The organism is Aporhodopirellula rubra (assembly GCF_014192335.1).
GTDB classification, from domain to species: domain Bacteria; phylum Planctomycetota; class Planctomycetia; order Pirellulales; family Pirellulaceae; genus Rhodopirellula; species Rhodopirellula rubra.
On record NZ_JACHXU010000019.1, the window covers coordinates 80,553 to 102,937 of the forward strand.

The following is a 22,385-nucleotide window of genomic DNA, read 5'->3' on the forward strand; positions in this document are numbered from 1 at the left end:
CTGGAAAAAATCGATTGCGCAAACGATCGTTTAGAACAATTCCAATTGAGAATTCACGTTCGAGCGCGTCTGGGCCTTGAACCAAGCAAGCCGATCACCGATGCCAAGTCCACGAAGTGGATCTTCAAAGTCGTACTTGTCGCGTCCAGCCAAGATGCGATCGTAGAAACCACGCAGATAGAGCTGACTTGCAAGCAGAACGACTCGCGGCTTATCGACTGCAACGGTGAATCCATTGGAGTTTCGGCCAAACTTGCAGTACTCCACCCAACGCATATGAAACTGACTTTCGATTTGTCGGGCTCTCCATCGTTGCTCATCGCTCGGCAAGTCGGTCATCGCCAGATCGTACGGGTCGATGATCGTGTAAGGTTCGATAACAAGGTGCTTTGCCGACACAATGAAGTAGGCGTCTGTGTTCTGCTCAGCCCAGCGTCTTGAGGCCTGGAATAGCGGCCCGGTGTAGAGTTCGCACGCTGGGGCGGCTCGATTGGCTTTCTCTTTTCCGCAGCCGATCAGGGCGATGGTTTGCTTGATAAGAAATGCGAGAAAATTCTATCGTTGCTTAGACGATGAATCCGTCAGATAAGCTGCCGTCAGCACGCATTGCAAAATACGAACGCTCGACACCTTCAGGTCGAGTGTTGCTTGGTGGCGTGAGTACTGACAGGTCTGGCATTTCGTCGGGATAACCCATCAGCGAAGCGAAGAGATCAGGATCAGTCTTCTGGCAAATGTCGATGATCCGCATCCAAGTGAGCCGCCATCGAACAAGGTTTGCCGAATTCAATCCCATCACCGCAATGACGCGGCGGGCCTCGTCAGTCAGGCCGGAAAGGCGCCCATCGAGATGGACTCGGACAGCCGATTCCAAAAGAGCCTGTGTCGGGTCTGGCACCTGTCGTTTTCCTTTGCGGAGATTACAGGCATGACAGGAGTAGACAAGATTGTCGTACTCCAGGCTCGCCTCTGGCGAACTGGCCACCGGCTCGAAATGGTCGAGGTCGAATTCACCTAACCGCTTTCCCCACTGTTCACGAACCAAACAGTACACACAGCGAAACGAAAACTCGTCACGCAACCATGGCCGGAACGATTGCACGTCCAAATAACCACTCGGCCCGTGGCGACGAACTAACGGTCCGCCGGGGTATGTGAACGCAAGCGGTGGCACACTACGCATCCGGTTGGGAGAGTAGCCGCTTGTGTAGCTTGAGAGCCTCTTCCATCGGTGGTGATGCTATTTCATCGAAGTGCTTCTCTGCCATCCTTTGCAAACCCGCAAGCTCGGCACGTTCAGGCACACTGATGGTGCCAGCAATTTCACGGTCAATCAGCTCACAGCGACGGTCGTCTTTGTCCTGTGTCCACTGAGAATCGTCTCCGTTCGCACCCACTTCCTCAGAAACAAACCGCGTCACAGCAAGTTGGATCAAATGCACAACGTCTTGCCCTGTCTCGTTGGCACGAGCGGAAAGACAATGCTGGATATCGGCGGGAAGATCGATTTCGTACTTCATGCGTCCATTGTATCACGAGAAACGACAAAAAGGCCAGCGAATACTGCGGTACCACGCACGCTGGAAGCGTGACCAGGACATTTTCAGCACAAAGAAAGGGAATTTACCGTTTTCAGCGTCCATCGCTCAATAGTCCGATGGAAGCAGCCCCGTGATGGCTCCCCCATCGCCGTCTTCGATGAACCAAAGATCCTCGCCTTTGGTGTCATCCTCGAACACTTGCAGGTAGTCGATCCCGTCGTGTTGCTGAGCAAGTTGCCGCAATACGAGATAGCAGGCAAGCACGGTTTCGTGCGTGTGCATTTCGATGGCTGCTGGCGTAGCGAGCAGAGGCTTATCCGGCCCAGCGATGAAGCGAAAGCAGGAGTCAGGGTGATCGAACGGAATCTCTTGAGGTTTAAGTCGCGGTAGGCTCATGAACGAAGGGGACGCCATCCCAAGTCTATCACTTTGATTGCCGATCATGCACGAAAAAGGCCCTCGAAGATCGAGAGCCTTTGACATCGAGGCTAAGCTCGGTTCATGACCTGCGATACCGGCTGCGGATCGAATTGAAGGTCGCGTTCGACGGGAAGCCCGAGTGAGCCGCGTATCTCTTCAACTTCATCGAGATAGAAGGTACCGAATTCTTGTTCAAGTCCGTGGACCAGGCCGTAGCCGATATGTGACTCAGGGTCGTACTCGATGACCCACCAAGTCCAATTGGAGTCAGGCGTAAACCATTTGACCTGGACGATCGGATCGCGGATTTCGGAAGTTGATCCGAGTGCAGGAAGTTTGGCCAAGATGCCTTTGGTAAGAAGTCTGTGTGCCGGTGATTGAGTTCGTGGGCATTTCACGATTGAAGGGGGAAGAAAGTAAATTGCCACTGAGGGCACGCTTTCTAATGCACAATCAAGAGCGGTGTCACAAAGCAGAGCCGCAGGAAGCTTTTGACACGAGAGCGAATGATAGTGCGGTCCTTGTCGTGCCTCGTGGTGATGTCTTTCAGACTCCAATCGTGTTGGGTATGGATTCACCCGGCGGCAACAACGAGAGGCTTGGCGTCATTCGTTCAGGTCGAACGGCGGATCAATTTGCGAGTACGCGTACGTGCCTGGACAAGACATGGTCTCCGCCTCTTTCTGGATCGTCCCGTCGTTGTTGTAGACTGTCATCAGAACGGGTGGATTGCCGTGATACGGTGGTTTGCCTGGAAGCTCACCCGATTCTTGCCCATCGATCGAAACCACCTTCGCGATAATCGTGCTCCACGAGTCTCGCCGCACGAAAAAGCCTGCGGTGTCGCCATTATCATGGTACATCTGGTAGATGTTCTTGCTCATGCTTTTCCATCGCTGAAATTTTGGGTGCAGTTTGAATTGCAAATACGGATCGACTTGCGTTTGATTCTGCCAAGTCTCGCGGCCAGTATCAACTCGTCCAGCTTCTATGTTTGAACGAAATCTCAGTTCAGTCGACAGACTGGCAACATGCCCAACGGCGGGTTGACTGTGCGAACGACTTTGATTCGTCGGGTGTGCATCATGGCTTGAAGCAGACCTTCGTTGCCACTGTACGTTTTGAAGATGAATTCGCCTTCGGCCAAAGGGATGTCGGGAATGCAGACTGAAAGGTCGGCGTACAGATCACCGTTTGGTTCTTCGAGGGCAACGTAGAGTTGCTCGTTGTCACTGTAACGGCCGGTGATGAGTTCAAGTCGTTGCTGACCGTGATGATAAATTGTGAACATAGTGAAAAAGGAAAAAGTCAAAATGAGCGGCCATTAGGCCACGGTGGTAAAGCTGCATTCCGGAATTCCGGATCAAGGTGGAGCTGCGCACAGACAACCTTGATCGTTAGGAATTCCGAGGATGACATGCTGGCACCGTTTGCCGTTAGTAGCACTCGCTCATTGCCGACTGCTCGTTCAGTTGTTCACTCAGCACTCACGCAGCGAAACGGCTTCATCGGTGCCATCTGCATACACGACGTGATCTAGCACGGTGACACCGACGATTTTCCCGACTTCGGTCAAGCGTTCAGTCACAGCATGGTCCTCGCGGCTTGGCGTTGGATCTCCCGAGGGATGGTTGTGACTGAGGCATATGGCACTACTTCCCTCGATGAAAGCCGGCTTAAAGACTTCGCGAGGGTGCACGAGCGATGCGTCCAATGTCCCCTGCGTGATGGCCACAACGCATTGAACGGTGTGCTTGGTATCGAGGTATGCGACAGCGAATCGCTCCTGGTCCGGAGATGGATTCTCTTGCCAATACTGGCGAAAAAAATCGCACGCTTCCTTCGTGCTCGTCAACTTATGCCGCCCTTTCATGGAGCCGACGCGGACAAGTGAAACGATCTTGAGGGACGTGTATTGCGTCTGTTTATGAACTCGCATCGCGACTTGCTCTTGGACACTGAGCGTCCCAAGCGTTTCACCGACGTGATCGCTGGCAGTGGTTGTCAAGTTTGTCTTTGGTGCTTCATGCTCGATAGCTGGGAACACGCATGCGGTATCGAACCAAGTTTCTGATTCGTCTCCGGCGATTGCAACACGAACTTGCTGTCGCTTGTTCGATATACCAACAACAAAGCCGTAACCAAGTGTCTCCGCGTCAATGTATACTTCGACATAGTCGTGACGGCGCATCTCGAAACGATGCGCGGGGCCATCAATGTCGTTGCGAACTCGATCAACTGTGATCGAGTCACGATTTACTTCGGGTGCTGGCCACTGTTCGTGCGGAAGGCCATCGTAGTGGTGCTGCCGATCCGGGTTGACGAACAGTTCCCGCAGATCGTTCCTAGTCACCTCAACTTGCTCAAGCGGTGCGTCAGCTATCGGTGTGACAATAGTCTGTTCTTCGGTTTGGATCTCAGAGCCATCATCCCAAAATTTGAGTTGTCGTTGCATGCTGGCAAACAGATTGCCACTGGTCACAGCAAGAACCAAGAAAACGCGGCACTTTATCCGAACAATGCGTCGGTTTGCCGCTCCAACTCTGCTCGTGGTCGTGCAAACTGTCGGAGCGACTGCCGCTTCAGCTTCTCCACCTTGGACGCAAAACCAATTGGTGGTGGCATCGTCTTGATCGTCATCGGACCAGAGGGCATTCCGTCAATCAGGATGTTCGCAACGGCATGATACTTTGGCATTGCCATCAGGCTTTCCGGCGTTACCGCTCCGCCAAAATGGCGTGACCAGAACGGGGCGTCTTCGGAGCCAACTTGAAACGTCACCACCGAACCACAGTTGCCAACGATGGCAGAACGGAGTTCGGGTGCTAACTGTTCACGATATTGGTTCGCCAAAACGAACAACGGTGCCCGGTACTTTCGGGCTTCCGACAAGCTCGTCGCCAAAGCCGTCGTTGAGTAGTTCTGGAGTTCATCGACGTAACATACGAAGTCTCGACGCTCGCACTCCGGAATATCGGCCCGTGACTCCCCTGCCAATTGCAACGAACTGAGCAACAACGCACCAAGCAAATTAGCCGGGTCTTCGCCGAGCCGTCCTTTCGATAAGTTGCAAAGCAGAATCCCGCCCTCGTCCATCACGCGTCGAAGATTGAAACCGCTCTGAGGCTGGCCAAGAATTAGCTGCAATTGCCGATTGGAAAGAAATGCGCCCAGTTTGTTTTGCAACGATGCGAGGAACTGAGCCCGATCGCGTTCATGCCACCTCCCAAACTCACCGTGCCAAAACTCACGAACAGCTGGGTTGCTGACTCGGGCAACGGCAGACTTTCGATAGGCTGCATCAGTTAGTAACCGATTGATTCCGATTAACGTCGCGTCCGGTTGCTCCACCAGTGTGTAAAGAGCATTCCGAAAGATGTGGAGCAATCGTGGTGCTGTTGCCGCATCAAGGCCGAAGACTTTTACAAACGCGGACAAGACTCCATCGGCGACCCGCCCACGATCAATCCCGCTTGAGGCATCCAGCGGATTGAACGGCACAAGCTCTTGATCACTGCCTGGATCAAACAGGATGAGTTGGTTCGTGCGTCGCTTGGGCGTCTGGCACAAGACATCCAAGTACAAATCTCCGTGCGGGTCGATCAAGGCGATGCCAAGATTGTCCCGCATGTTGGCGGTCATCATCGAAAGCATCAGCGATGATTTCCCTACCCCCGTCTTTCCAGTTACGTACGCATGCCTGCGAAGTGATTCGATTGGTAAACCAACAAGACGATTGTCTTTGCGATACGCCGTCCGTCCCAATGGCGTCAAGCGGAGGTGCCGTTCCTGGAGCGGTAATTCGATTGGCGGTTCGACCTCGACACTTTCGATACGCTGCAGTTTTGACACCTGAACTTCAGCCTTGACAGGATGCCACATCAATGCGATCTCGTCGGGTGTCAACAAACCAGAGTATCCACCGGGCCGCTCCGAACTCGCTACAGCTACGGTGAATCTATTTTCATTCGAGGCGAACAGGGCGAATGCCCCGGCAATGTCTGTCAGTTTCTCACTAGCGATCGCTTCGTTTGTTTGGTCCGATTGAACTTCAATGCAAACCTGGGTTTCAAACAAACAGTCGGTCAATTTATCGCCTGGTTCCGGCGAACGCTTCGACTTTCGCACAAAGACTCGGGCCAACAGGCGTGACATCCAGCGAACGAGTCTTCTCTCGTGAACGACTCCACCAACAAGCCACCGTTGAACTGCTTTGCTGTGGCATCGCCCGTGGTGCAAACGACAGGAGCGTTCTGCAGCACGGAGGCACGCTTCACGTGCCGGACACAACCGAACCACAATCCGTGCGTGACTTGACGTCGTTCCAGGACTCTTGAGCAGACTGAGCACTGCCGTCATCGGATCATGCCGATCGAATTGACGACGCAAAAACTCGAACTCAAGATGCGGGCGAAGTAGGACAATTCGTGACTTGGTTCGTTCGTCTGCATGAAAAAGTGAATCGCTACACCGTTCCAGTTTGGCACCTGGAAACGCGTCAAGCAGATGCACCAATAGTAACGCTCTCAACTCCAATGGGCATTCGATAAAGAACTGGATACTGCCTTCGTGATCCGCAAGGATTAGCTCGACCGAATGGCGTTCACGGTTGGCAACGTGCACACTTCGCAACACGCCAGCCATCGCTTCCGGTCCAGTTTGGTTGCCGGTGGGAAACGTCAGCTTGTGCAGCATTGAGTTGAAGTTAGGTTGACTCGCTCGGCGGGGCCATGCATTACGGCCACGCCGAGACGAGACCGATCAATGTCAACAAGTCATCGAGAGTTTCCATACCCATTCCCTTCTCGATCCAAGTGTGTTCTACACTGGTCCAGCGGTGCGGAGCGAAGAGACGCAACCTGCATTCGCCCAGAAACGCTGGTTGAGTTGCGGAGGAAGGGGCAGCACGCATAGGAGCAGTGCAATAGACGATGAGTCTAGTGAGGTATCAACCGGCAACTTAGACTAGCAGTTTCTGACCGTAATCGTCACGGAGTTTTGTCAACAACTCCGGAGACGCTAGATTTGATTCGGTGTTTGCCAACAGGGATTAGCGTTCGCATGATTCCGTTATTGCTTTGGAGCATTGGGTCAGCGAAAGGGTCACCTGACAATAGCCGATCGAGCGTGCCACCTAGAAAGAGTGTTCGATCGGGATTGCGAATAAGCGCCCTGCACGTGGACAAGACATTCTCAAGACGACGTTCGCTTCGGGTCGTCACGAACAGCACCAAATACCGAGCGGGGTCATCACGTTTGTAGCGAGATTGGTGCAAATCGTATGTGCGAATCTTTCGTTCAATCGACTCAGTGTCGCGTGAACTTCGGACGCGTTCGCTTCCGTTGTCGAGTTCAAGAACGAAGGGGAAAGGACGGTCAGGTTGCGATGGGTAAACAAGCCGGAACGCTCCGTCTGGATAAACGTGTGACTGGCCTACCTTCAGCTTCAACGAATTTTCACGGGCAAAGTGGTCCATTTCAACTTGATGGCGAGCGGCTGTGGCTACGAAGTGTGCGACTAGCGATGCGATCGCATGCGTGTGAACGTGGTGACCCACCGATACCTCAGAGAAGTATCGACGCCCCGGAAGGGTGGCGTTGACTCCGTAGATCAGTCGATAACCGCTGCGAGTCAACTTCCAGTATTTTGGGGCTCGCCCTTCGCTGACTAAAGAATATGGAAACGCATTTGCAAATCCAGCCTCTCGCAAGCGACCCAGCCTACGCCGCACCAAAGCTTCAGCTGCGAACGGCTGACAAAACGCTTGGCTGGCGACATGAAGTTGCCGCGGAGTCATCGGAGTCCTGTCGAGACAGGTCAAGATTTCGAGGTCTCGAGCCGTCAAAGCTGTCGTGTTTCTTTTTGCCATCAAGTGATGATGAGCGTACCATAACTCGCGAAGAATCACTCCCCTTTTCCCTTGCATGAACTCCCGAAAACCATCTTCATATATGAGCGATATTGATGACTTGATCGCTCAAACTCCTCTCGAGCTAGTGCTGTCGCACTACGGTCTTCCCTTGCCGCCCGTGGGAGCCCGCGAACACCGAATGAAGTGCGTGTTCAACGAAACGTGCAGCGATAGTAAGTACGGAAACTTGTCCGTGCAGATGGATGCGGCGAAGCGTTTGCATTGCCACGTTTGCAAGACTTCAGGTAATGTGTTGAGCTTATTGCATGGACTTGAACACCATCAGCCGCCTGCAGGAGGCCGATTGCGGGGGCAGGAGTTCAAAGACGCAGTGGCGAAACTGCGTGAGATTAATGGATTGGTCGAAGAGCAGGTTGGAAAACCGGCGGTCAAGCCAACGTCAGCGGCAAAGCCGGAGCCAATGTCGACAGCGAAGGAAGCCAACACGCCGATGATTCGGCACGAAAAAGAGGCGGCACGAGAGCTCGCCAACTTGTGCGATGACCTAGTCGTCGATGTTTCCGAAATGAGTCCCGATGCTGCTCAATACGTTCGCAAACGCCCTTGGCTAACACCGGAACAAATGAAAGCTTGGGGCGTAGGTATCATCCCTGGGAACGGGCGAAGCCTGTTTCGCAAGAAGTATTTCGTCTACACGCACCGAAATGAGCGTGGCGAAGTGGTCAGCTATTCTGGAAGGGACCTAGCGTTTGACACCAAGTGGACGAAGTGGCTGCGTGATGGCAAACCAGAAGGAAAGAAGCCGAACAAGCACCGGTATGTGTCGGGTTACAAACGAGGCCTGGAACTGTATGGCGGACACGCTGATCGATTGAACGAGCCTTACGTCCAGGAGTCGTTGCGTGAGTTCGGCGTTGTCGTCTGCGAAGGCCAAAATGAGATTTTGCGAATGGAGAGCCTTGGCGTTGCCGCCGTGGGTCTGGGATGTAACAAGGCCACTGATCATCAAGTTGAGAAGCTAGTTCGCTTCGCGAAGAACGCGGGCGGCAACCGAGCGTTGCTCTTGCCCGACTGTGATGAAGAGGGCGAAGCCGGCTTTAAGGAATTGTTGTGGCGACTATCGGAAGCCGGTGTGCAAACGCGACTCGGATTCACCAGCAACACCCACGACGGAATGATGCGAGGACGTCAGCCCGAGGATTTGACGGACGAGGAATGGGCAGTGATCCGCCAAACGCTTTCGGTGTAGCCGATTCGGAGGACGCATTTGGTGCATTTGGCACCAGAAGCAAAATCCCATTTTGCGGGCGTATGAGCTCCGCGACCCTTTCCGGCTTGGTGAATGTCGGTGCGATAGCGATCAACGCTGAGAGACGCGTTAGCGTTGCATTTTGGAGTAAGTGGAGAGAGGTGCCACGGCGGTAGCCGGACTTCGTCCGGCGATTGGCGGCGGCTTTGCCGCTGGTGAAGTGGTGTGCGGCGACGCGTCGAGGACCGAGCGAAGCGAGTGTCAGCGACCCCAGGCGGGTTCGCCGTGGCTCCGTCCGCGATAGTCGAAAAGCCGCCTGGGGTCGCGGACGTTAGTCCAGTCGACGCGTCGCCGTTACAGAGGTGTCGAGAGCGGCTTTCCCAAGCCAAGATGAGCGTGCAGTCCCCTGCCGCGAAACCTGACACGAAAGCTCACATGCTTGTGGGGCACGCCACGCATCAGCCAATTGGCTGGGCCTCTCATTTCTCTTTGTGGGGAATTCATGAGTCGATAGATGAGGCTGTACGCCTTCTCAGATTCTGTTTTTCAATCGATAGCGAGCTTCTGCTCGCCCTTTGATTAACAGTTTCTTTGTAACAGTTCTTTGGCGTTTGATCGTCGTGAATGATTTGACGCTTCACCGAGCCATTCGATTATCAAATGACGAATAAAAAGGTGACGCTAACTGCGGGTTTCTCTTGCAAAAGGTGACGGCTGTTGCGGTCGATCGACTCAAAAAAGGTGACGCGAGATGCGGGTGATTCATTGCTGATATTGTTTCAGGATCGAGGCAATGGCAGAGGGTTCATTGTCGGTCGCACCCCCTTTCTGTCGAAATATCTTTCGCAGGTTCATTTTGGCTGAATACGTTGCGTTGGCTTTGGCTTGTGATGGAGACTGCCCAGCATCTTGTAGGCCAACCATTAGTCGATTCATCACCCGCTCGAAGGCCTCGCGTCCTTCTGTTTTCAAAAACTCCTCAAAACTTCGATCATCGTTCGCAAACTCAGGTCGATTCGCTCGTTGCTGCTCGAATTCCTCACGGCGAAGTTCACGCCACCAGTCCGGTGGCGTTGTTCGCTTAGCTGCAGCCAACTTAACGTGATACTGAAAGAATGCCTCTGGCGATTGATTGATTCGTTTTTGCTCGATCGCTGACAGCGTGACATCCGCCCACTGCTGGAGTAACGAACCAGAGTATGTCTCGGTTAGGCGGTGAATCGTCGCCGCATCGAAACCGATTTTTTGCAACGGATCAAAGAGCGGTGAATCCTCGACCGAAAATTTGGTTTTGTAGACTCCCCCATCGAAGAACGTTCCTTTATCGAAAGTAACTGTGAACTTGCCCTTGCTTTCTTTGCGGAAAAGCTCTTTCACGGATTTGCAACGGTCGTGCAGTGCTATCACATTCAGATCCACCAGTTTATCGATGCAGCGAATCAGTTTCTGTTTGATTTCTTTGGTTGCTAATCGATCCGAAAACCCGAGCGTTGCAATGCCAAGCTGTCGAATCTCGAATGAAGGTGATCGATCGAGTCGATAGAAAACTTTTTGCAGTAGCAGGAACATTCGACGTGATGCGTAGTCCAGTTGCCGATAGGAAGCAAAGTCGAACGAGAAGCTGCCCTGAACGGCACGGCACATTTCAAACCATTGGGAATCGTGAACAAACTGCCACGCACGAGAGCTATTGGGGTCGATCGGTAGCGAGTACTTAAGGAAACCGAAGGCTACGTCGCGATGTTCACCACGGACGGGGTCCCAGAATGCATCGTTGGTGTAAGTGACACCGGCAAGACGACGAATCGCATCTCGAAACCCCTGGTATCGTTGTGCTTGCTGATTGCTTGCGTCCACAATCCCAAGCTGTCGCAAACACCAATGAGGCGTTGCGTAGAAATCCTGCTGTGGCTCGGTTTGTGCGAACGTCAACGAAAGCAATCCGAACAGGTACAGTTCGTCGTTAGGTGACAAACCAAATGGAGCGGCGATCTGCACATTGGCCGTCTTCCGATTGCGACTCCTGTCGGTGTAGTGATACGAAGTGTTGTGCAACAAACCAGGTGTGATCGAAACGCGAGCGTCGATCGGGCACAGAGCGTGTTCCACTAGCGAGTGCTGGGCGAGTCCGCAATGCCGCGAGGTCTTCGGGCGTCTGGTTGTTGGCCGTGTCTGGGAAGTGGTTTTCAATTCAGGGTTGTGAACAGGATGAATCCGCTAACTGCGACTCCCCTCTTTTTTTCGCTGAAACAATCCGCCAAACAGCGGGCGTTTTGTTTTTGGAACTTCATCCTTCTTGATTTTCGATTCTTCAACGGTAATCGTCTCAGGAGCTGGAGCCGTCAATGCCAATCGCTTTTGCAAATCTTGCATCAAGACATGCGTTTCCTGCATCCGATCATCCTGACGTTTGATTTGGTCATCCTTGCGGTCTAGCTGCGTCTCAAGCGTCCGGATTTGCTGATCTTTTGCCTCAAGTTGTTGCCGAAGGATGTTCAGTACCTCACTCGATGTTTCACCGTCGTCCCCTTTCTTCGATTCCTCGGCGGTTCCAAATTGTTCAATGACAAATTCACGTTCGATTTTCCACCGATACGGCTCCCCTGCTTCTTGAGCACGCTTGAGTTCTTCAGGTGAAGGTTGAATCTTATCGCGTGATTCGTGGTTGTGATCGTCGACCACATCACGAATGAACCGCTTGATAGTGCTTGCGGATACGGGTGTCAGTTTACCCGCCTCGACTGCAGAAATGAATTCTGACATAGGGTGAGATTGGAAAGTAGCTAGACGCTACAGCACCTGAAATAGAAAGGCAAGCAAATGATCGAGTGATTGAACCGAGCGTTCATCAATCAAGCCGCTACCGATCAAGACCCATTCGTGGACAATTCCAGAGACCGTTCAAATATTGTGAACGCAGTTAATTCGCCAAATCGATAAGGTCAGCGGACGTAAACCGACCGGTTCAGTGCTGACATCGACATTGTTCGGTTCAGAGTGGGGGAGTGGTCACATGCTCGATTCAGGACGGTAATGTCAGTCGCCGCGATCACTGGCGTTCAAGACCGGGCTTTGCCCTGATCGTTACCGATTCAGAAACGATCTAAACCGATTCGAAGAGGATTTGGAAGATATTGAGAGGGGACTGGGCATCTTCCCTGAACCCATTTTGACTCGACAGTGACCCGAGCAGGTTTGGTGAACTGTTCCGGTTGTTGACCGACAAATTCTGTGCCCCGACCTCGACCAGGCGTGGTCGACTCATGACCGAACCACCGCCCCGACCGAACTCGATTCGGCTTTGGAAGACCAGCAGGAACGGGAGAGCCGTTACTGAGTTGAAGCTCAGTCGTTGGCCGCCAATCTGAACGGGAATCAACGAGTTTGTCCAAGGCTGTTTTGCTTGCGGTTGTGCATGAAGGCGTGATAAAGTTGGAGAAGTATAGAAGAGGGGAGTGGTAACACCGCTCCCTTGTTTGCTTTTTTGGTGGCCGTCAACGAGCGTCGTTAAAGAAGGCACCGTGCTCTCAGCTCGCCATAGGTGACGAACTCAGAATTTATCAGCACAACTGTGCGCGAGTCTGTCTTTGCAGCAGATGAAAGGGCACTCTCACCGGTGAAGATCCGACTCCCAACGCACTGGTTCGGTTGTGCACCTCGATGCCGCATTCAGCGGTCCGTTAGGGATGCCGAGAAGAGTGGGTGCCTTGATGAAATAAAGGGATCACACTGCGAAAGAACGCAGGCACGGTGACCAAATCTTGGGTACTAAACGGGTACTAAATGGGTGTGATTTGGTACTAAATCGTGCTATTCTGTGTGAATTCAACCACCCATGAACATGAAAAAACCCTGCCGTAACTTGTTGTTACGACAGGGTTTAGGAAGCGACGCGGACGGGACTCGAACCCGCAACCTCCGGATCGACAGTCCGGGGCTCTAACCAATTGAGCTACCGCGCCTTGTTTTGACACTCGACGTTTTTCACGTTTCGTGTCTCCGATTTTGACGACTCGCGTCTCCATCAAAGGCTCTGAGAAAAGGAAGATCGAAGCCTCCTTGGCTCAGGTGCGTGGAAGTATATCCATGCCATCGTCTCGTGCAATAGGTGTCTGCACCGAGATCGGAAATTCTGCAAATTCCTTGGCTCGAAAAGTGCGTTTTGTAATGAATGAGGGCGTTTTTCCGGCTGCGACGAATTTTCTGTAGCTGGATTTCTTCGATTTTTTTGGATCCTCGCACTCGGTGCGTGGCGTGACCTAGGGTTCGACGGAATTCTATTTTCGACTGAGCTTCCTAGGGATCTAAAAATGATGGACTACTTGCTGCTCGCCTTCTCGGTTACCGACTGGTTTTGGGACTCGTGGTACGAGTTGCGACACTACGCGACCCACCTGAATAAAACCCAATGGGCCATCATGGCCGGCGCGTCGTGCGTGTTCGGTTTCGTTTGCCTGAAAGGCAACGCGTTGAGGATTTAAGATCGCTGTCGATTGGCGGAGGTTCGCCTCGGTCGTCTGCCGACGCAAATTTGTCGGTAGCGATTTGGCGATGCAAATTTGCGGTTTCAGATTGGAAGGTGCAAATATACCGGTGCCGTGTTGTGGCTGAACGTTTCGCTTGGCGGCGAGTCGGATGGCGTCATGCACGCAGCGAATCGAGACCTAAGTCAATTGTGCGAATGAATGGCCACGACGAAACTCATGGCGAGTTCCGCTTCTTTTCTAGCGGCCACGATCGTGGGGTGTGCCGCGTTTCTGAGTGAGCAATCGCTTTTAGTGGACGATCGTCTTTAGTGGACAATCGCGAGTAGGTCACCGGCTTCGACTTGGGTGCCCGGCGGCGTGTAGATCTTTTCGACGGTTCCGTCAGCGGCAGCGTTGATCGTCGTTTCCATCTTCATGGCTTCGAGAACAAGTAGTTTCTGGCCCGCTTTTACTTTCTCGCCTTCGGCTGCCGCGACGGTGATGACCATCCCCGGCATGGAGGCGGAGACGTGAGTCGGATCGTCGGGGTCTGCTTTCATCGCCGCTTTGACTTCGACGTTCAGCGAGCGGTCAATGACGGAGACTTCCCGCGGTTGGCCGTTGAGTTCGAAGAACACGGTTCGCGAGCCGTTGGGGTATGGTTGTCCGACGGCGAGGTATTTGACGATCAGTCGTTTGCCCGGTTCGATGTCGACCGCGATTTCGTCGCCGGGCTTTTGGCCGTAAAGGAAGTTCGGTGTCGGTAGGATACCGACGTCGCCATAGGTTTCGCGGTGTGCGGCGAACTCTTCGAATACCTTCGGGTACAGCAGGTAGGTGACGGCGTCTCGGTCGTTCGGTGCGTCCTTCGTCATCGCGGCCGCTTTGGTGCGGGCTTCGTCAATGTCGGCCGGAGGCATGGTGCTGCCGGGGCGATTCATGACGGGTTTTTCGCCCGCCAAGATGACCTTGGTGACTTCGTCGGGGAATCCGCCGGGCGGTTGGCCCATGCGGCCGCCGATCAAATCCAAGACGCTGGCAGGGAACGCGAGCTGCTTGTCGCTGGTGAGGACTTTGTGAGCTGACATCTCGTTGGCGACGAGGAACAAGGCCATGTCGCCGACGGCTTTACTCGTCGGTGTGACTTTGACGATATCGCCAAACAGTTCGTTGACTTCGGCGTAGGCGCGGCAGACGCCGGACCATTGGTCGGAGAGTCCGAGAGCGCGGGCTTGTTGGTAAAGGTTGGTGTACTGGCCGCCGGGCATCTCGTGTTCGTACAGGTCGCCGGTCGCGGGCAACACGTCGCTCTCGAAGGGGCGATAGAACTCGCGGGCGGCCTGCCAGTACGTCGCCAGCTCGGTCAGCGATTCGCTGTTGAGTTCCGATTCACGTTCGGTAAAACGCAGTGCCTCGACGAGCGTGTTCAAGTTCACTTGGCTGGTGCCGCCGGACAATGGTGCCAGGGCGGCGTCGGCGATTTGTAGTCCTTCTTCGGCGGCCGCGAGAACCGTTGCGGCTTGGATGCCCGCGGTGTCGTGCGTGTGCAGATGGATCGGGATTCCGATTTCTTCCCGCAAGGCACGGATCAGCGTCACGGCGGCTTTGGGTTTGAGGAGCCCGGCCATGTCTTTGATCGCGAGGAGGTGGGCGCCACCGGCTTCGAGTTTCTTCGCGAGGTCGACGTAGTACTTCAAGTTGTACTTCGTTCGGCCGGGGTTCTGTAAATCTCCGGTGTAACAAATGGATGCTTCGCAGATGCCTCCTTCGGCGAGCACGGCGTCCATCGCGACTCGCATGTTTTCTTCCCAGTTCAGTGCGTCGAACACGCGGAAGATATCCATGCCGGCCTGGACGGCTTCGCGGACGAACAATCGTACGACGTTGTCGGGATAGTTCGTGTATCCGACCGCGTTGCTGGCGCGGAGGAGCATTTGCGTGAGCACGTTAGGAACGGCAGCCCGGAGGTCGGCGAGGCGTTGCCATGGTGATTCTTTGAGGAACCGCATGGACGTGTCGAACGTGGCACCGCCCCACATTTCGAGCGAGAAGAGCTGCGGCGCCAGGTGCGCGTACGCGGGGGCGATTTGCAGCATGTCGTGCGTCCGCACGCGAGTGGCGAGCAACGATTGGTGGGCGTCTCGCATCGTCGTGTCGGTGATCAGCAATCCCTTTTGTTGACCGATCCAGCGGGTGAGTCCGTCGATGCCTTCTTCACGGAAAATATCCGCGGTGCCGCGAGGCGTTTGTTCTAGCGGTGGATAGCTGGGGACCGGTGCGGGCAGAACGCGAGTGGAGGGCGGGCGTCCGGCGACGAGCGGGTTTCCGTTGACGATGGTTTCGCCCAAGAAGGTCAGCAGTTTGGTCGCCCGGTCTCGGCGACGTGGCAGGCGGAACAGTTCGGGCGTCGTGTCGATCAAACGCGTGGTCGCTTCACCGGCCAAGAAAATCGGATGGTTGACGAGTTTGAGCAGGAAAGGAATGTTCGTTTTCACGCCACGGATGCGGAACTCCTGCAATACGCGGTCCATCCGCGACGCGGCGGCCTCGAGGGTTGGGGCACGGGCGGTGACCTTCACCAACATTGAATCGTAAAACGGATTGACGACCGCGCCGCTGTACGCGCTCCCTGCGTCGAGCCGGATGCCCAAACCCGCGGCACTGCGGTAGTGGCTGATCCGGCCGTAATCGGGGCGGAACTCCGACGCGGGGTCTTCCGTCGTGACACGGCACTGCATCGCGTAGCCGTTGGTGCGGATGGATTCTTGCGATCCGAGGCCGACCTTTTCGCTGCCGAGCGGATGGCCTTGAGCGACGAGGATTTGGCTGCTGACGATATCGATGCCCGTGACTTCTTCGGTGACGGTATGTTCGACTTGGATGCGCGGGTTGACTTCGATGAAATAGAATTGGTTGGCGTCGACGTCGAGCAGGAACTCCACCGTGCCGGCGTTTTCATATCCGCTGCCACCGCCGACGGCGCGTCCGATTTGCAACGCGGACTCGCACAACTCTTGTCGCATTTCGGGCGACAAGTTGGGTGCCGGCGCGAGCTCGACGACTTTCTGATGACGCCGCTGGACGCTGCAGTCACGTTCGTAGAGATGGACGAGGTTGCCGTGACGGTCGCCGAGCAGTTGCACCTCGAGGTGACGGGCGCGCTGCACGAATTTTTCTAAGAAGACCTCGTCGCTGCCGAACGCCGTTTTAGCTTCGCGTTGTGCGGAATCGAGGGAGGCGGCGAGTTCATCGCTCTTCATCACGACTCGCATGCCGCGTCCGCCGCCACCTTTGGCCGCCTTGAGCATGATCGGGTAGCCGAGTTTTTCGGCGGCGGCTTCGGCTTCCCCGAGCGAGGTGACCGATTCGGCGGTCCCGCCGAGGACACGCACGCCAGCGATCTCGGCAAGCTTTCGTGCGCTGGTCTTGTCGCCGAGGTCTCTCAGCGAGCGTTCGCTCGGACCGATGAAGAGCACACCGGCGGCTTCCAGCGCGGCGGCAAAATCGGGGTTCTCGGACAGGAATCCGTAGCCCGGGTGCACCGCGTCGACGTCGTGCTTTTTGCAGATCTCGACAATCGCCTGGATGTTCAGGTAGGACCGGATCGGTTCACCGGCTTCGCCGATTTGGTACGCCTCGTCGGCTTTGAAGCGGTGCAATGCGTAGCGATCTTCGTGGGAATAGATCGCAACGGTGCGGATGCCCAGCTCGGTGGCGGATCGGAAAACGCGGGTCGCAATTTCACTGCGGTTGGCTACCAGAAGTTTGCGAATCGGGCGAACGGAATCGGTCGAACTGACGGAACCAGAAAGATGAGTCATTTGCAAATCTATACAGCAGGCGGGGTGTTGAAGTTGGGGCTAGGTTAGCGAATGATAGCCCCGGCTGTGAAGTCGTTAGACGGGGCTGCGGGCCTGATTTCGCGCATTTAGGGGCGACAAGGGCATCGATCATGCCGACTTTGCGGAAGCGAGGTTTGCGGAAGCGGCACGCCATCGCGGGCGCCGGGCAACTCGTGGGTGTGGGCTCTCGACGGGGGCCTGCCGCTCGTTGCGAGTGGCTGGCACTCATTGCAGCTGGGACTCATTGCAGCAGACCGACGCAAAGGGCTGGCAATCGGCTGGCGGAGCGTCGTTTGGCGGGCGGCGATCGCTTGTTTCCGTCGCGGCTCGGCAGAACCAGGTGGGGTTCGAACAGCCGCGAGTCAAACATCCGCGCCGGCCGTCCTCGCGAGGGGAGCGGCTGGCTGGGTTAACGCTGTTTGCTGTGGGCGCGGCTCGTTCGGCGGTGCGTCGGCAATGCAGGCGTGAGGCCCTGGTTGCCAAACCTGCAGATTGGAATCGGAAGTTCGATCAGGATTTCGAGAGGTCGAGTTCCGAGAGGGTTTCGACGGCGGTGTCGATCTTGCTCGAAACGTCCGAGTAGTCTTTGCCGAGATCACCGTGCAGTTTTGCGTCGACGTCGCCGAATGCGTCGAACAGCGTGTCGATCGCCGAGGCGGCTTTGTCTTTCGTTTCCTTTGGCAAATCGCTCGAGCTAACCTTGGATTCGAGGTATTCGAGGAGACCGCCGATTGAGTGAAGCTGATCGTGGATCGCGTCGACATCGTCGTCTTCAAAGCCCTTGGCAATGACGTCTCTGAGCGACACGAGTTGTTCGACACCGTCGGCGAGCGAGGCCGGTGCGGCGGGAGCGTCGATCGGCATGAGTGAATCAACGTCGATATCGGCCGAGTCGTGGTCGTGCCCGTCGTGGTCATGTCCCTCATGATCATGATCATGCCCGTCATGGTCATGGTCGTGATCATCATGTTCGGCAGGGGTATCCGCAGGCGGCGGTGCGGTTTGCCCGCATCCGGTTACTGCGACGGCGTAAGCCAAGACGGTCATCAGCACGCAGAAACGTGCTGAGCCGGTAAACCAAAATTGACGTGACATGGGAATTTCCTTGTGAGGCAGGGATAGGCGTGTTTTTTGGGGGGGCGTGCGAGACGGATTTGATTGTAACGCGTCTCGCTGGTGTGGGGGTGGGTGTGTGTGGGCGTGCGGCAGAGCCACGGCAAAGCAGTCTATCAAAGGTGGCAATGACTCGGGTTGCGGGGGGGAATCACCCGGTCGGGGAAAACGAACGGCTTATGCAATTCGCTTGCAATTGTTTGCTGGAGAGGGACATCGGCGGGCGTGATCGCTGAATTGCACCGAATCTGTGTCCGGAAAAGCATGACGGCGATCTATTGAGCCGCTAAGATGACTTGTTCACCCACCTGCCTTTTTGCCCGCCTTGGAAGCTCGCCTGATGCGTCTTGCCGATTTATTTCGCGCCCGCGATGTGTCTCGCATTGAATCGTTGCGACTGGTCGCTCGCGGCGCTGTTGAGGGTTTGGCTGCCGGGCGACATCGTTCACCCAATAAGGGATCAAGCGTCGAGTTCAAGGAACATCGTCCGTACGTTCCCGGTGATGAACTAAGGAATATCGATTGGAAAGCGTTTGGTAAGAGCGACCGATTGTATATCCGGGAGTTCGAAGAAGAGACCAATTTGCGTTGCATGTTATTGGTCGACCAAAGTGGCAGCATGGCGTACGGCGGTGACCGGGCGGTCGCGTTGACGCCTGACGCATCGCATTCGGAATCGTCGCGAAAGTCGACCGCGACGTCACCAGGTTCTGTGACTCACGAACCTCCGCCGTCGTGGTGGAAAGGGACGAAACAGGAATACGCATGTGGGCTCGCGGCGGCGTTGTCGTATCTGCTGTTATCCAATCAAGACTCGGTCGGTCTGATGACGTTCGATTCACGCGTTCGGGATTACGTTCCTCCGCGGATGTTGCCGTCGCATTTGAATTTGGTGCTGACGACGCTCGCGAACAAGTACCGCGGTGGTGAAACGGACTTGGGAACGGTGCTGCGTCAAGCGACGGTGAAGTTGCCGCGTCGTGGTTTGGTGGTGTTGATCTCCGACGGGTTTGGTGACGTCGAGTCGCTCGGTCGTTCGCTGACGTTGCTCCGGGCGGAAAGGCAAGACGTTATCTTTCTGCAGATACTCGACCCCGATGAAGTGAACTTTCCGTTTCGCGAAAGAATCGAATTTCGAAATCTCGAGGCCGCCAACGAGACGGAGATCATCGACTCGCGGGTCGTACGCGATCGTTACCTCGAGTCGTTGAAACGTCACAACGCGATGATCGCGGCGGCGTGTCGTCGCAACCGCGTGGATCACTTGATGATTACGACCGATATGCCGTTGGTCGATTGTTTGGCTCGGTTCATTGCGATTCGGCAGGCCGGCCCGGTTTCGGGTGCGGTGTCGGCGGAATCGTTGCAGTCGAAACGGGGAACGCCGCAATGACGTTCGTGAACGCAGTGATGGCTCTCGGAGCGGTCGCGTTTGTTGTGCCGTTGGCGATTCATTTGTTGTTTCGCAGTCGCTACCGGACGATGGATTGGGGGGCGATGTTTCTGCTGCAGGACGTCGTGCGTGCGAATCGTCGTCGGATGCAGTGGCACCAGTGGATCCTGCTCGCACTGCGATGTGCGATCCCGATCCTGTTGGCGCTTGCGATGGCGAGGCCGCTGATTTCGTCGGTGCAATCGATGGCGGGCAAGCAACCGGTTTCGTTGGTATTGATGATCGATGACAGCCGTTCGATGTCGGCGGGGGCACGTTCGACGCGCGCGATCGAAGGCGTCTTGGATTTGCTCGACTCGATGTCACGTGGGGACGAAGTGATCGTGATGCCGACCAGCCAATTGTCGGCCCCGGTTTCGATCGGATCGGTGATCGATGCGAAAAGTCTGGTTAAGGAGCTTCGATTTGACGCATCGGCGATGGACCTCACCGCGACGTTGCAATCGGCGGTGGCGGCGTGTCGTCGGGCAACGAACCCGTACTGCCGAATCGTCGTGGTGTCGGACTTTCAAGAAAACGTGTTGGCTGTGAATGAGTCGGCGTCGATGCTCGCGGTGATCGATTCAATTGGTGAACGCCTCGATCAGTTTGACCCGCGACCGCAATTGGATTTTCTCGATGTCAGTGCGTCGGACGAGGACGCCAATGTGATGGCGAACGTACTTGTGGAGTCGATTGAAGCGGATGTGCCTGCGGTGATGGCGGGGCACGACGTTCCGATTGTTGCGACGATTCGTAACGATTCCGATCGGCCGGTGACCAACCTTCGCGCCAATTGGTTGGTAGATGGTCGGGTGTTCGAAACCGAAACCGTTGAGATCCAACCACGGGGAACGGTCAGTTTAAATTGGCGGGTTCGATTTGATACACCGGGCGGCGTCAGCGTTGGATTGGCGATCGAGCACACCGACGCGATTCCCGCCGACAATCGGCGACTGCACGCGATCAAAGTGCAGCGACCGATCCGTGTCTGGTTGGTGGATGGTGAGCCATCGAGTGAGCCGCTGCAGAGCGAAACGGACTTTTTGAAAGTTGCGTTGAGTCCGTTCGCGTTTCGTTCGGCTGAAGTCGGAAATCGCATGCCGACCCGTTCTCCTCGCCAGCGTTCCTCGGAACGCTTCGATGACGCCACGCAGCGTGACGTGGTCTCGACCAAAGTGATGACGTCGAAGTCCTTCGTCAAAGAATTGGCGAACGTGATGGGGAACGACGACAACGCAGGAGAAGATCATCCCGACTTGATCGTCTTTGCGAACGTGGCACGTCCACCGCAAATGTCGGCACAGAAGTCGGGTAATCCGAATTCCGAATCGGATGATCTCGTGACGCGATACCTCACCACGGGCGGTCACGTGATGTTCTTCGATGGCGATCTCGTCGACGGGGCGGCTTGGAACGAGAGTGGCTGGTTGCCCGGCAAACTCGAGGAGATGGTGGACGCGGAAGGTGGGCCGTTTCGTATCGAGTCGCCGGGGGCACGCGTTGCCGTTTGGGAGGAGCTCGGTAGCGATGAAGAATCGTTGTTCGATTCGGTTGAAATTCTTCGGCGGCGAAGTTTGACGATCGATTCCAAGTCGACATCGGTGTTGTTGAAGTCGCAGGCGGGCGAACCGCTCGTCACAACACGCAGGATCGAGCGTCCGGATATCACTGGATCGATAGGCGGCGATGCGACGGGAGGCAAACCGAATGCCGTGATTGACGAGTCGAATTCGCAGGTTCCCGGCGGGCATCGCGGTGGCCGTGTGGTTCAGTTTGCGTTGCCTTGTGATACGGCATGGTCGAATTTGCCGCTTCGTCCCGTGTTCTTGCCGATGGTTCAGCAGTTGGTTTTGGAGATGGCGGGTGGCGACGAACAGGCGAACGTCCTACCGGGGACGGCGATGGTGATTTACCCGGATCGACACATCGGGGGTGGTAAGGACGACCAAGTATGGCAAGTAATACGTCCCGATGGTGCCAGTCAAACGTACGTGACCTCCGGAGGAAATCCGCTCGTTTATGGGGACACCCATCGTGTGGGGGCGTATCGGTTTGGACCGGCGGAAGATGGGCTGGGACCTGATGAGCGTGCATTGAACGCGGAGGATGTTTCGGCGGACGAAGAGCGATCGAGTGGTGAGCTTGATCCCTCGGTCCAGGTTCGCGTCGTGGAGGTTCCGGCTTCGGAATCGGTGTTGAGACGTGCGTCGCCGGAGATCTTGGCGGAGTGTGACCAACGCTTGCGAGCGAACCGTTACGGTGACGCGGAAGGCTTAGTCGCTGCAGCCCAACGCGAACGGTTTGGCACGGAAATTTGGCGACCGCTGTTGTGGGCATTGCTCGCTGTGATGATTGGCGAAGTTTTGTGGCAGCAGCTCAAGGTGACAAAGCCAGCGAATCGGTTCGCGGGTGCCGGGACGGGGGTGGCGTCATGAACGAAGTATTT

18 protein-coding genes and 1 tRNA gene are annotated in these 22,385 nt (G+C 55.4%); 4 read left to right on the forward strand and 15 right to left on the reverse strand.

Annotation, left to right across the window (positions count from 1 at the left end; all coding sequences use genetic code 11):
- Nucleotides 1–30 precede the first annotated feature (30 nt).
- From FHS27_RS22335 to FHS27_RS22380, 10 genes are all read right to left on the reverse strand, one after another.
- Complete coding sequence (locus tag FHS27_RS22335; RefSeq protein ID WP_390854285.1) at nt 31–537, reverse strand: DUF6884 domain-containing protein; 507 nt, start codon at nt 535–537, stop codon at nt 31–33.
- 28 nt (nt 538–565) lie between these two features.
- Nucleotides 566–1,183: an HNH endonuclease gene (locus tag FHS27_RS22340; protein WP_184307180.1), complete on the reverse strand. Its 618-nt coding sequence runs from the start codon at nt 1,181–1,183 to the stop codon at nt 566–568.
- A complete protein-coding gene (locus FHS27_RS22345; protein ID WP_184307182.1) occupies nt 1,176–1,520 on the reverse strand; it encodes a hypothetical protein in 345 nt (114 codons plus the stop codon). The genes FHS27_RS22340 and FHS27_RS22345 overlap by 8 nt, the downstream gene beginning before the upstream one ends.
- Before the next feature lie 126 nt (nt 1,521–1,646).
- Nucleotides 1,647–1,955 (reverse strand): hypothetical protein, encoded by a 309-nt coding sequence (locus FHS27_RS22350; RefSeq protein ID WP_184307184.1) that lies wholly within the window; start codon nt 1,953–1,955, stop codon nt 1,647–1,649.
- Nucleotides 1,956–2,029: 74 nt separating this feature from the next.
- The gene (locus FHS27_RS31705) at nt 2,030–2,305 is read right to left on the reverse strand and encodes a DUF2958 domain-containing protein (protein ID WP_246420588.1); all 276 of its coding nucleotides are present in this window, start codon (nt 2,303–2,305) and stop codon (nt 2,030–2,032) included.
- Between the two features lie 261 nt (nt 2,306–2,566).
- On the reverse strand, nt 2,567–2,845 hold the full coding sequence (locus FHS27_RS22360; protein ID WP_184307186.1) for a hypothetical protein: 279 nt from the start codon (nt 2,843–2,845) through the stop codon (nt 2,567–2,569).
- A gap of 122 nt (nt 2,846–2,967) precedes the next feature.
- On the reverse strand, nt 2,968–3,252 hold the full coding sequence (locus FHS27_RS22365) for a hypothetical protein (protein WP_184307188.1): 285 nt from the start codon (nt 3,250–3,252) through the stop codon (nt 2,968–2,970).
- Between the two features lie 189 nt (nt 3,253–3,441).
- Nucleotides 3,442–4,416 (reverse strand): JAB domain-containing protein, encoded by a 975-nt coding sequence (locus FHS27_RS22370; RefSeq protein WP_184307190.1) that lies wholly within the window; start codon nt 4,414–4,416, stop codon nt 3,442–3,444.
- A 53-nt stretch (nt 4,417–4,469) separates the two neighbouring features.
- Entirely contained in the window at nt 4,470–6,656 is a 2,187-nt protein-coding gene (locus FHS27_RS22375) for a type IV secretory system conjugative DNA transfer family protein (protein WP_184307192.1), read from the reverse strand.
- A gap of 293 nt (nt 6,657–6,949) precedes the next feature.
- The gene (locus FHS27_RS22380; protein WP_184307194.1) at nt 6,950–7,831 is read right to left on the reverse strand and encodes a replication-relaxation family protein; all 882 of its coding nucleotides are present in this window, start codon (nt 7,829–7,831) and stop codon (nt 6,950–6,952) included.
- Nucleotides 7,832–7,886: 55 nt separating this feature from the next.
- Here FHS27_RS22380 and FHS27_RS22385 point away from each other — a divergent pair, with 55 nt between their 5' ends.
- On the forward strand, nt 7,887–9,083 hold the full coding sequence (locus FHS27_RS22385; protein ID WP_246420590.1) for a DNA primase: 1,197 nt from the start codon (nt 7,887–7,889) through the stop codon (nt 9,081–9,083).
- A gap of 762 nt (nt 9,084–9,845) precedes the next feature.
- Here FHS27_RS22385 and FHS27_RS22390 read toward each other — a convergent pair.
- The 3 genes from FHS27_RS22390 to FHS27_RS22400 form a co-directional block, all read right to left on the reverse strand.
- The gene (locus FHS27_RS22390; RefSeq protein ID WP_315854658.1) at nt 9,846–11,192 is read right to left on the reverse strand and encodes a hypothetical protein; all 1,347 of its coding nucleotides are present in this window, start codon (nt 11,190–11,192) and stop codon (nt 9,846–9,848) included.
- 108 nt (nt 11,193–11,300) lie between these two features.
- Nucleotides 11,301–11,846, reverse strand: a complete 546-nt coding sequence (locus tag FHS27_RS22395; RefSeq protein WP_184307199.1) for a hypothetical protein — start codon at nt 11,844–11,846, stop codon at nt 11,301–11,303.
- Between the two features lie 1,125 nt (nt 11,847–12,971).
- Nucleotides 12,972–13,045: transfer RNA gene (locus FHS27_RS22400), tRNA-Asp, on the reverse strand.
- A 348-nt stretch (nt 13,046–13,393) separates the two neighbouring features.
- On the opposite strand from FHS27_RS22400, the gene FHS27_RS22405 reads away from it, so the two are divergent.
- Nucleotides 13,394–13,564: a hypothetical protein gene (locus FHS27_RS22405; RefSeq protein ID WP_184307201.1), complete on the forward strand. Its 171-nt coding sequence runs from the start codon at nt 13,394–13,396 to the stop codon at nt 13,562–13,564.
- A 311-nt stretch (nt 13,565–13,875) separates the two neighbouring features.
- Here FHS27_RS22405 and FHS27_RS22410 read toward each other — a convergent pair whose 3' ends face one another.
- Together FHS27_RS22410 and FHS27_RS22415 are read right to left on the reverse strand one after the other, a co-directional pair.
- A complete protein-coding gene (locus tag FHS27_RS22410) occupies nt 13,876–17,370 on the reverse strand; it encodes a pyruvate carboxylase (protein WP_184307203.1) in 3,495 nt (1,164 codons plus the stop codon).
- Nucleotides 17,371–17,901: 531 nt separating this feature from the next.
- Complete coding sequence (locus FHS27_RS22415; protein ID WP_184307205.1) at nt 17,902–18,486, reverse strand: hypothetical protein; 585 nt, start codon at nt 18,484–18,486, stop codon at nt 17,902–17,904.
- 358 nt (nt 18,487–18,844) lie between these two features.
- Here FHS27_RS22415 and FHS27_RS22420 point away from each other — a divergent pair, with 358 nt between their 5' ends.
- Both FHS27_RS22420 and FHS27_RS22425 read left to right on the forward strand, forming a co-directional pair.
- Nucleotides 18,845–19,897 (forward strand): DUF58 domain-containing protein, encoded by a 1,053-nt coding sequence (locus tag FHS27_RS22420; RefSeq protein WP_246420592.1) that lies wholly within the window; start codon nt 18,845–18,847, stop codon nt 19,895–19,897.
- Complete coding sequence (locus tag FHS27_RS22425; protein WP_184307209.1) at nt 19,894–22,374, forward strand: BatA domain-containing protein; 2,481 nt, start codon at nt 19,894–19,896, stop codon at nt 22,372–22,374. The genes FHS27_RS22420 and FHS27_RS22425 overlap by 4 nt, the downstream gene beginning before the upstream one ends.
- The last annotated feature ends 11 nt before the right edge of the window (nt 22,375–22,385 follow it).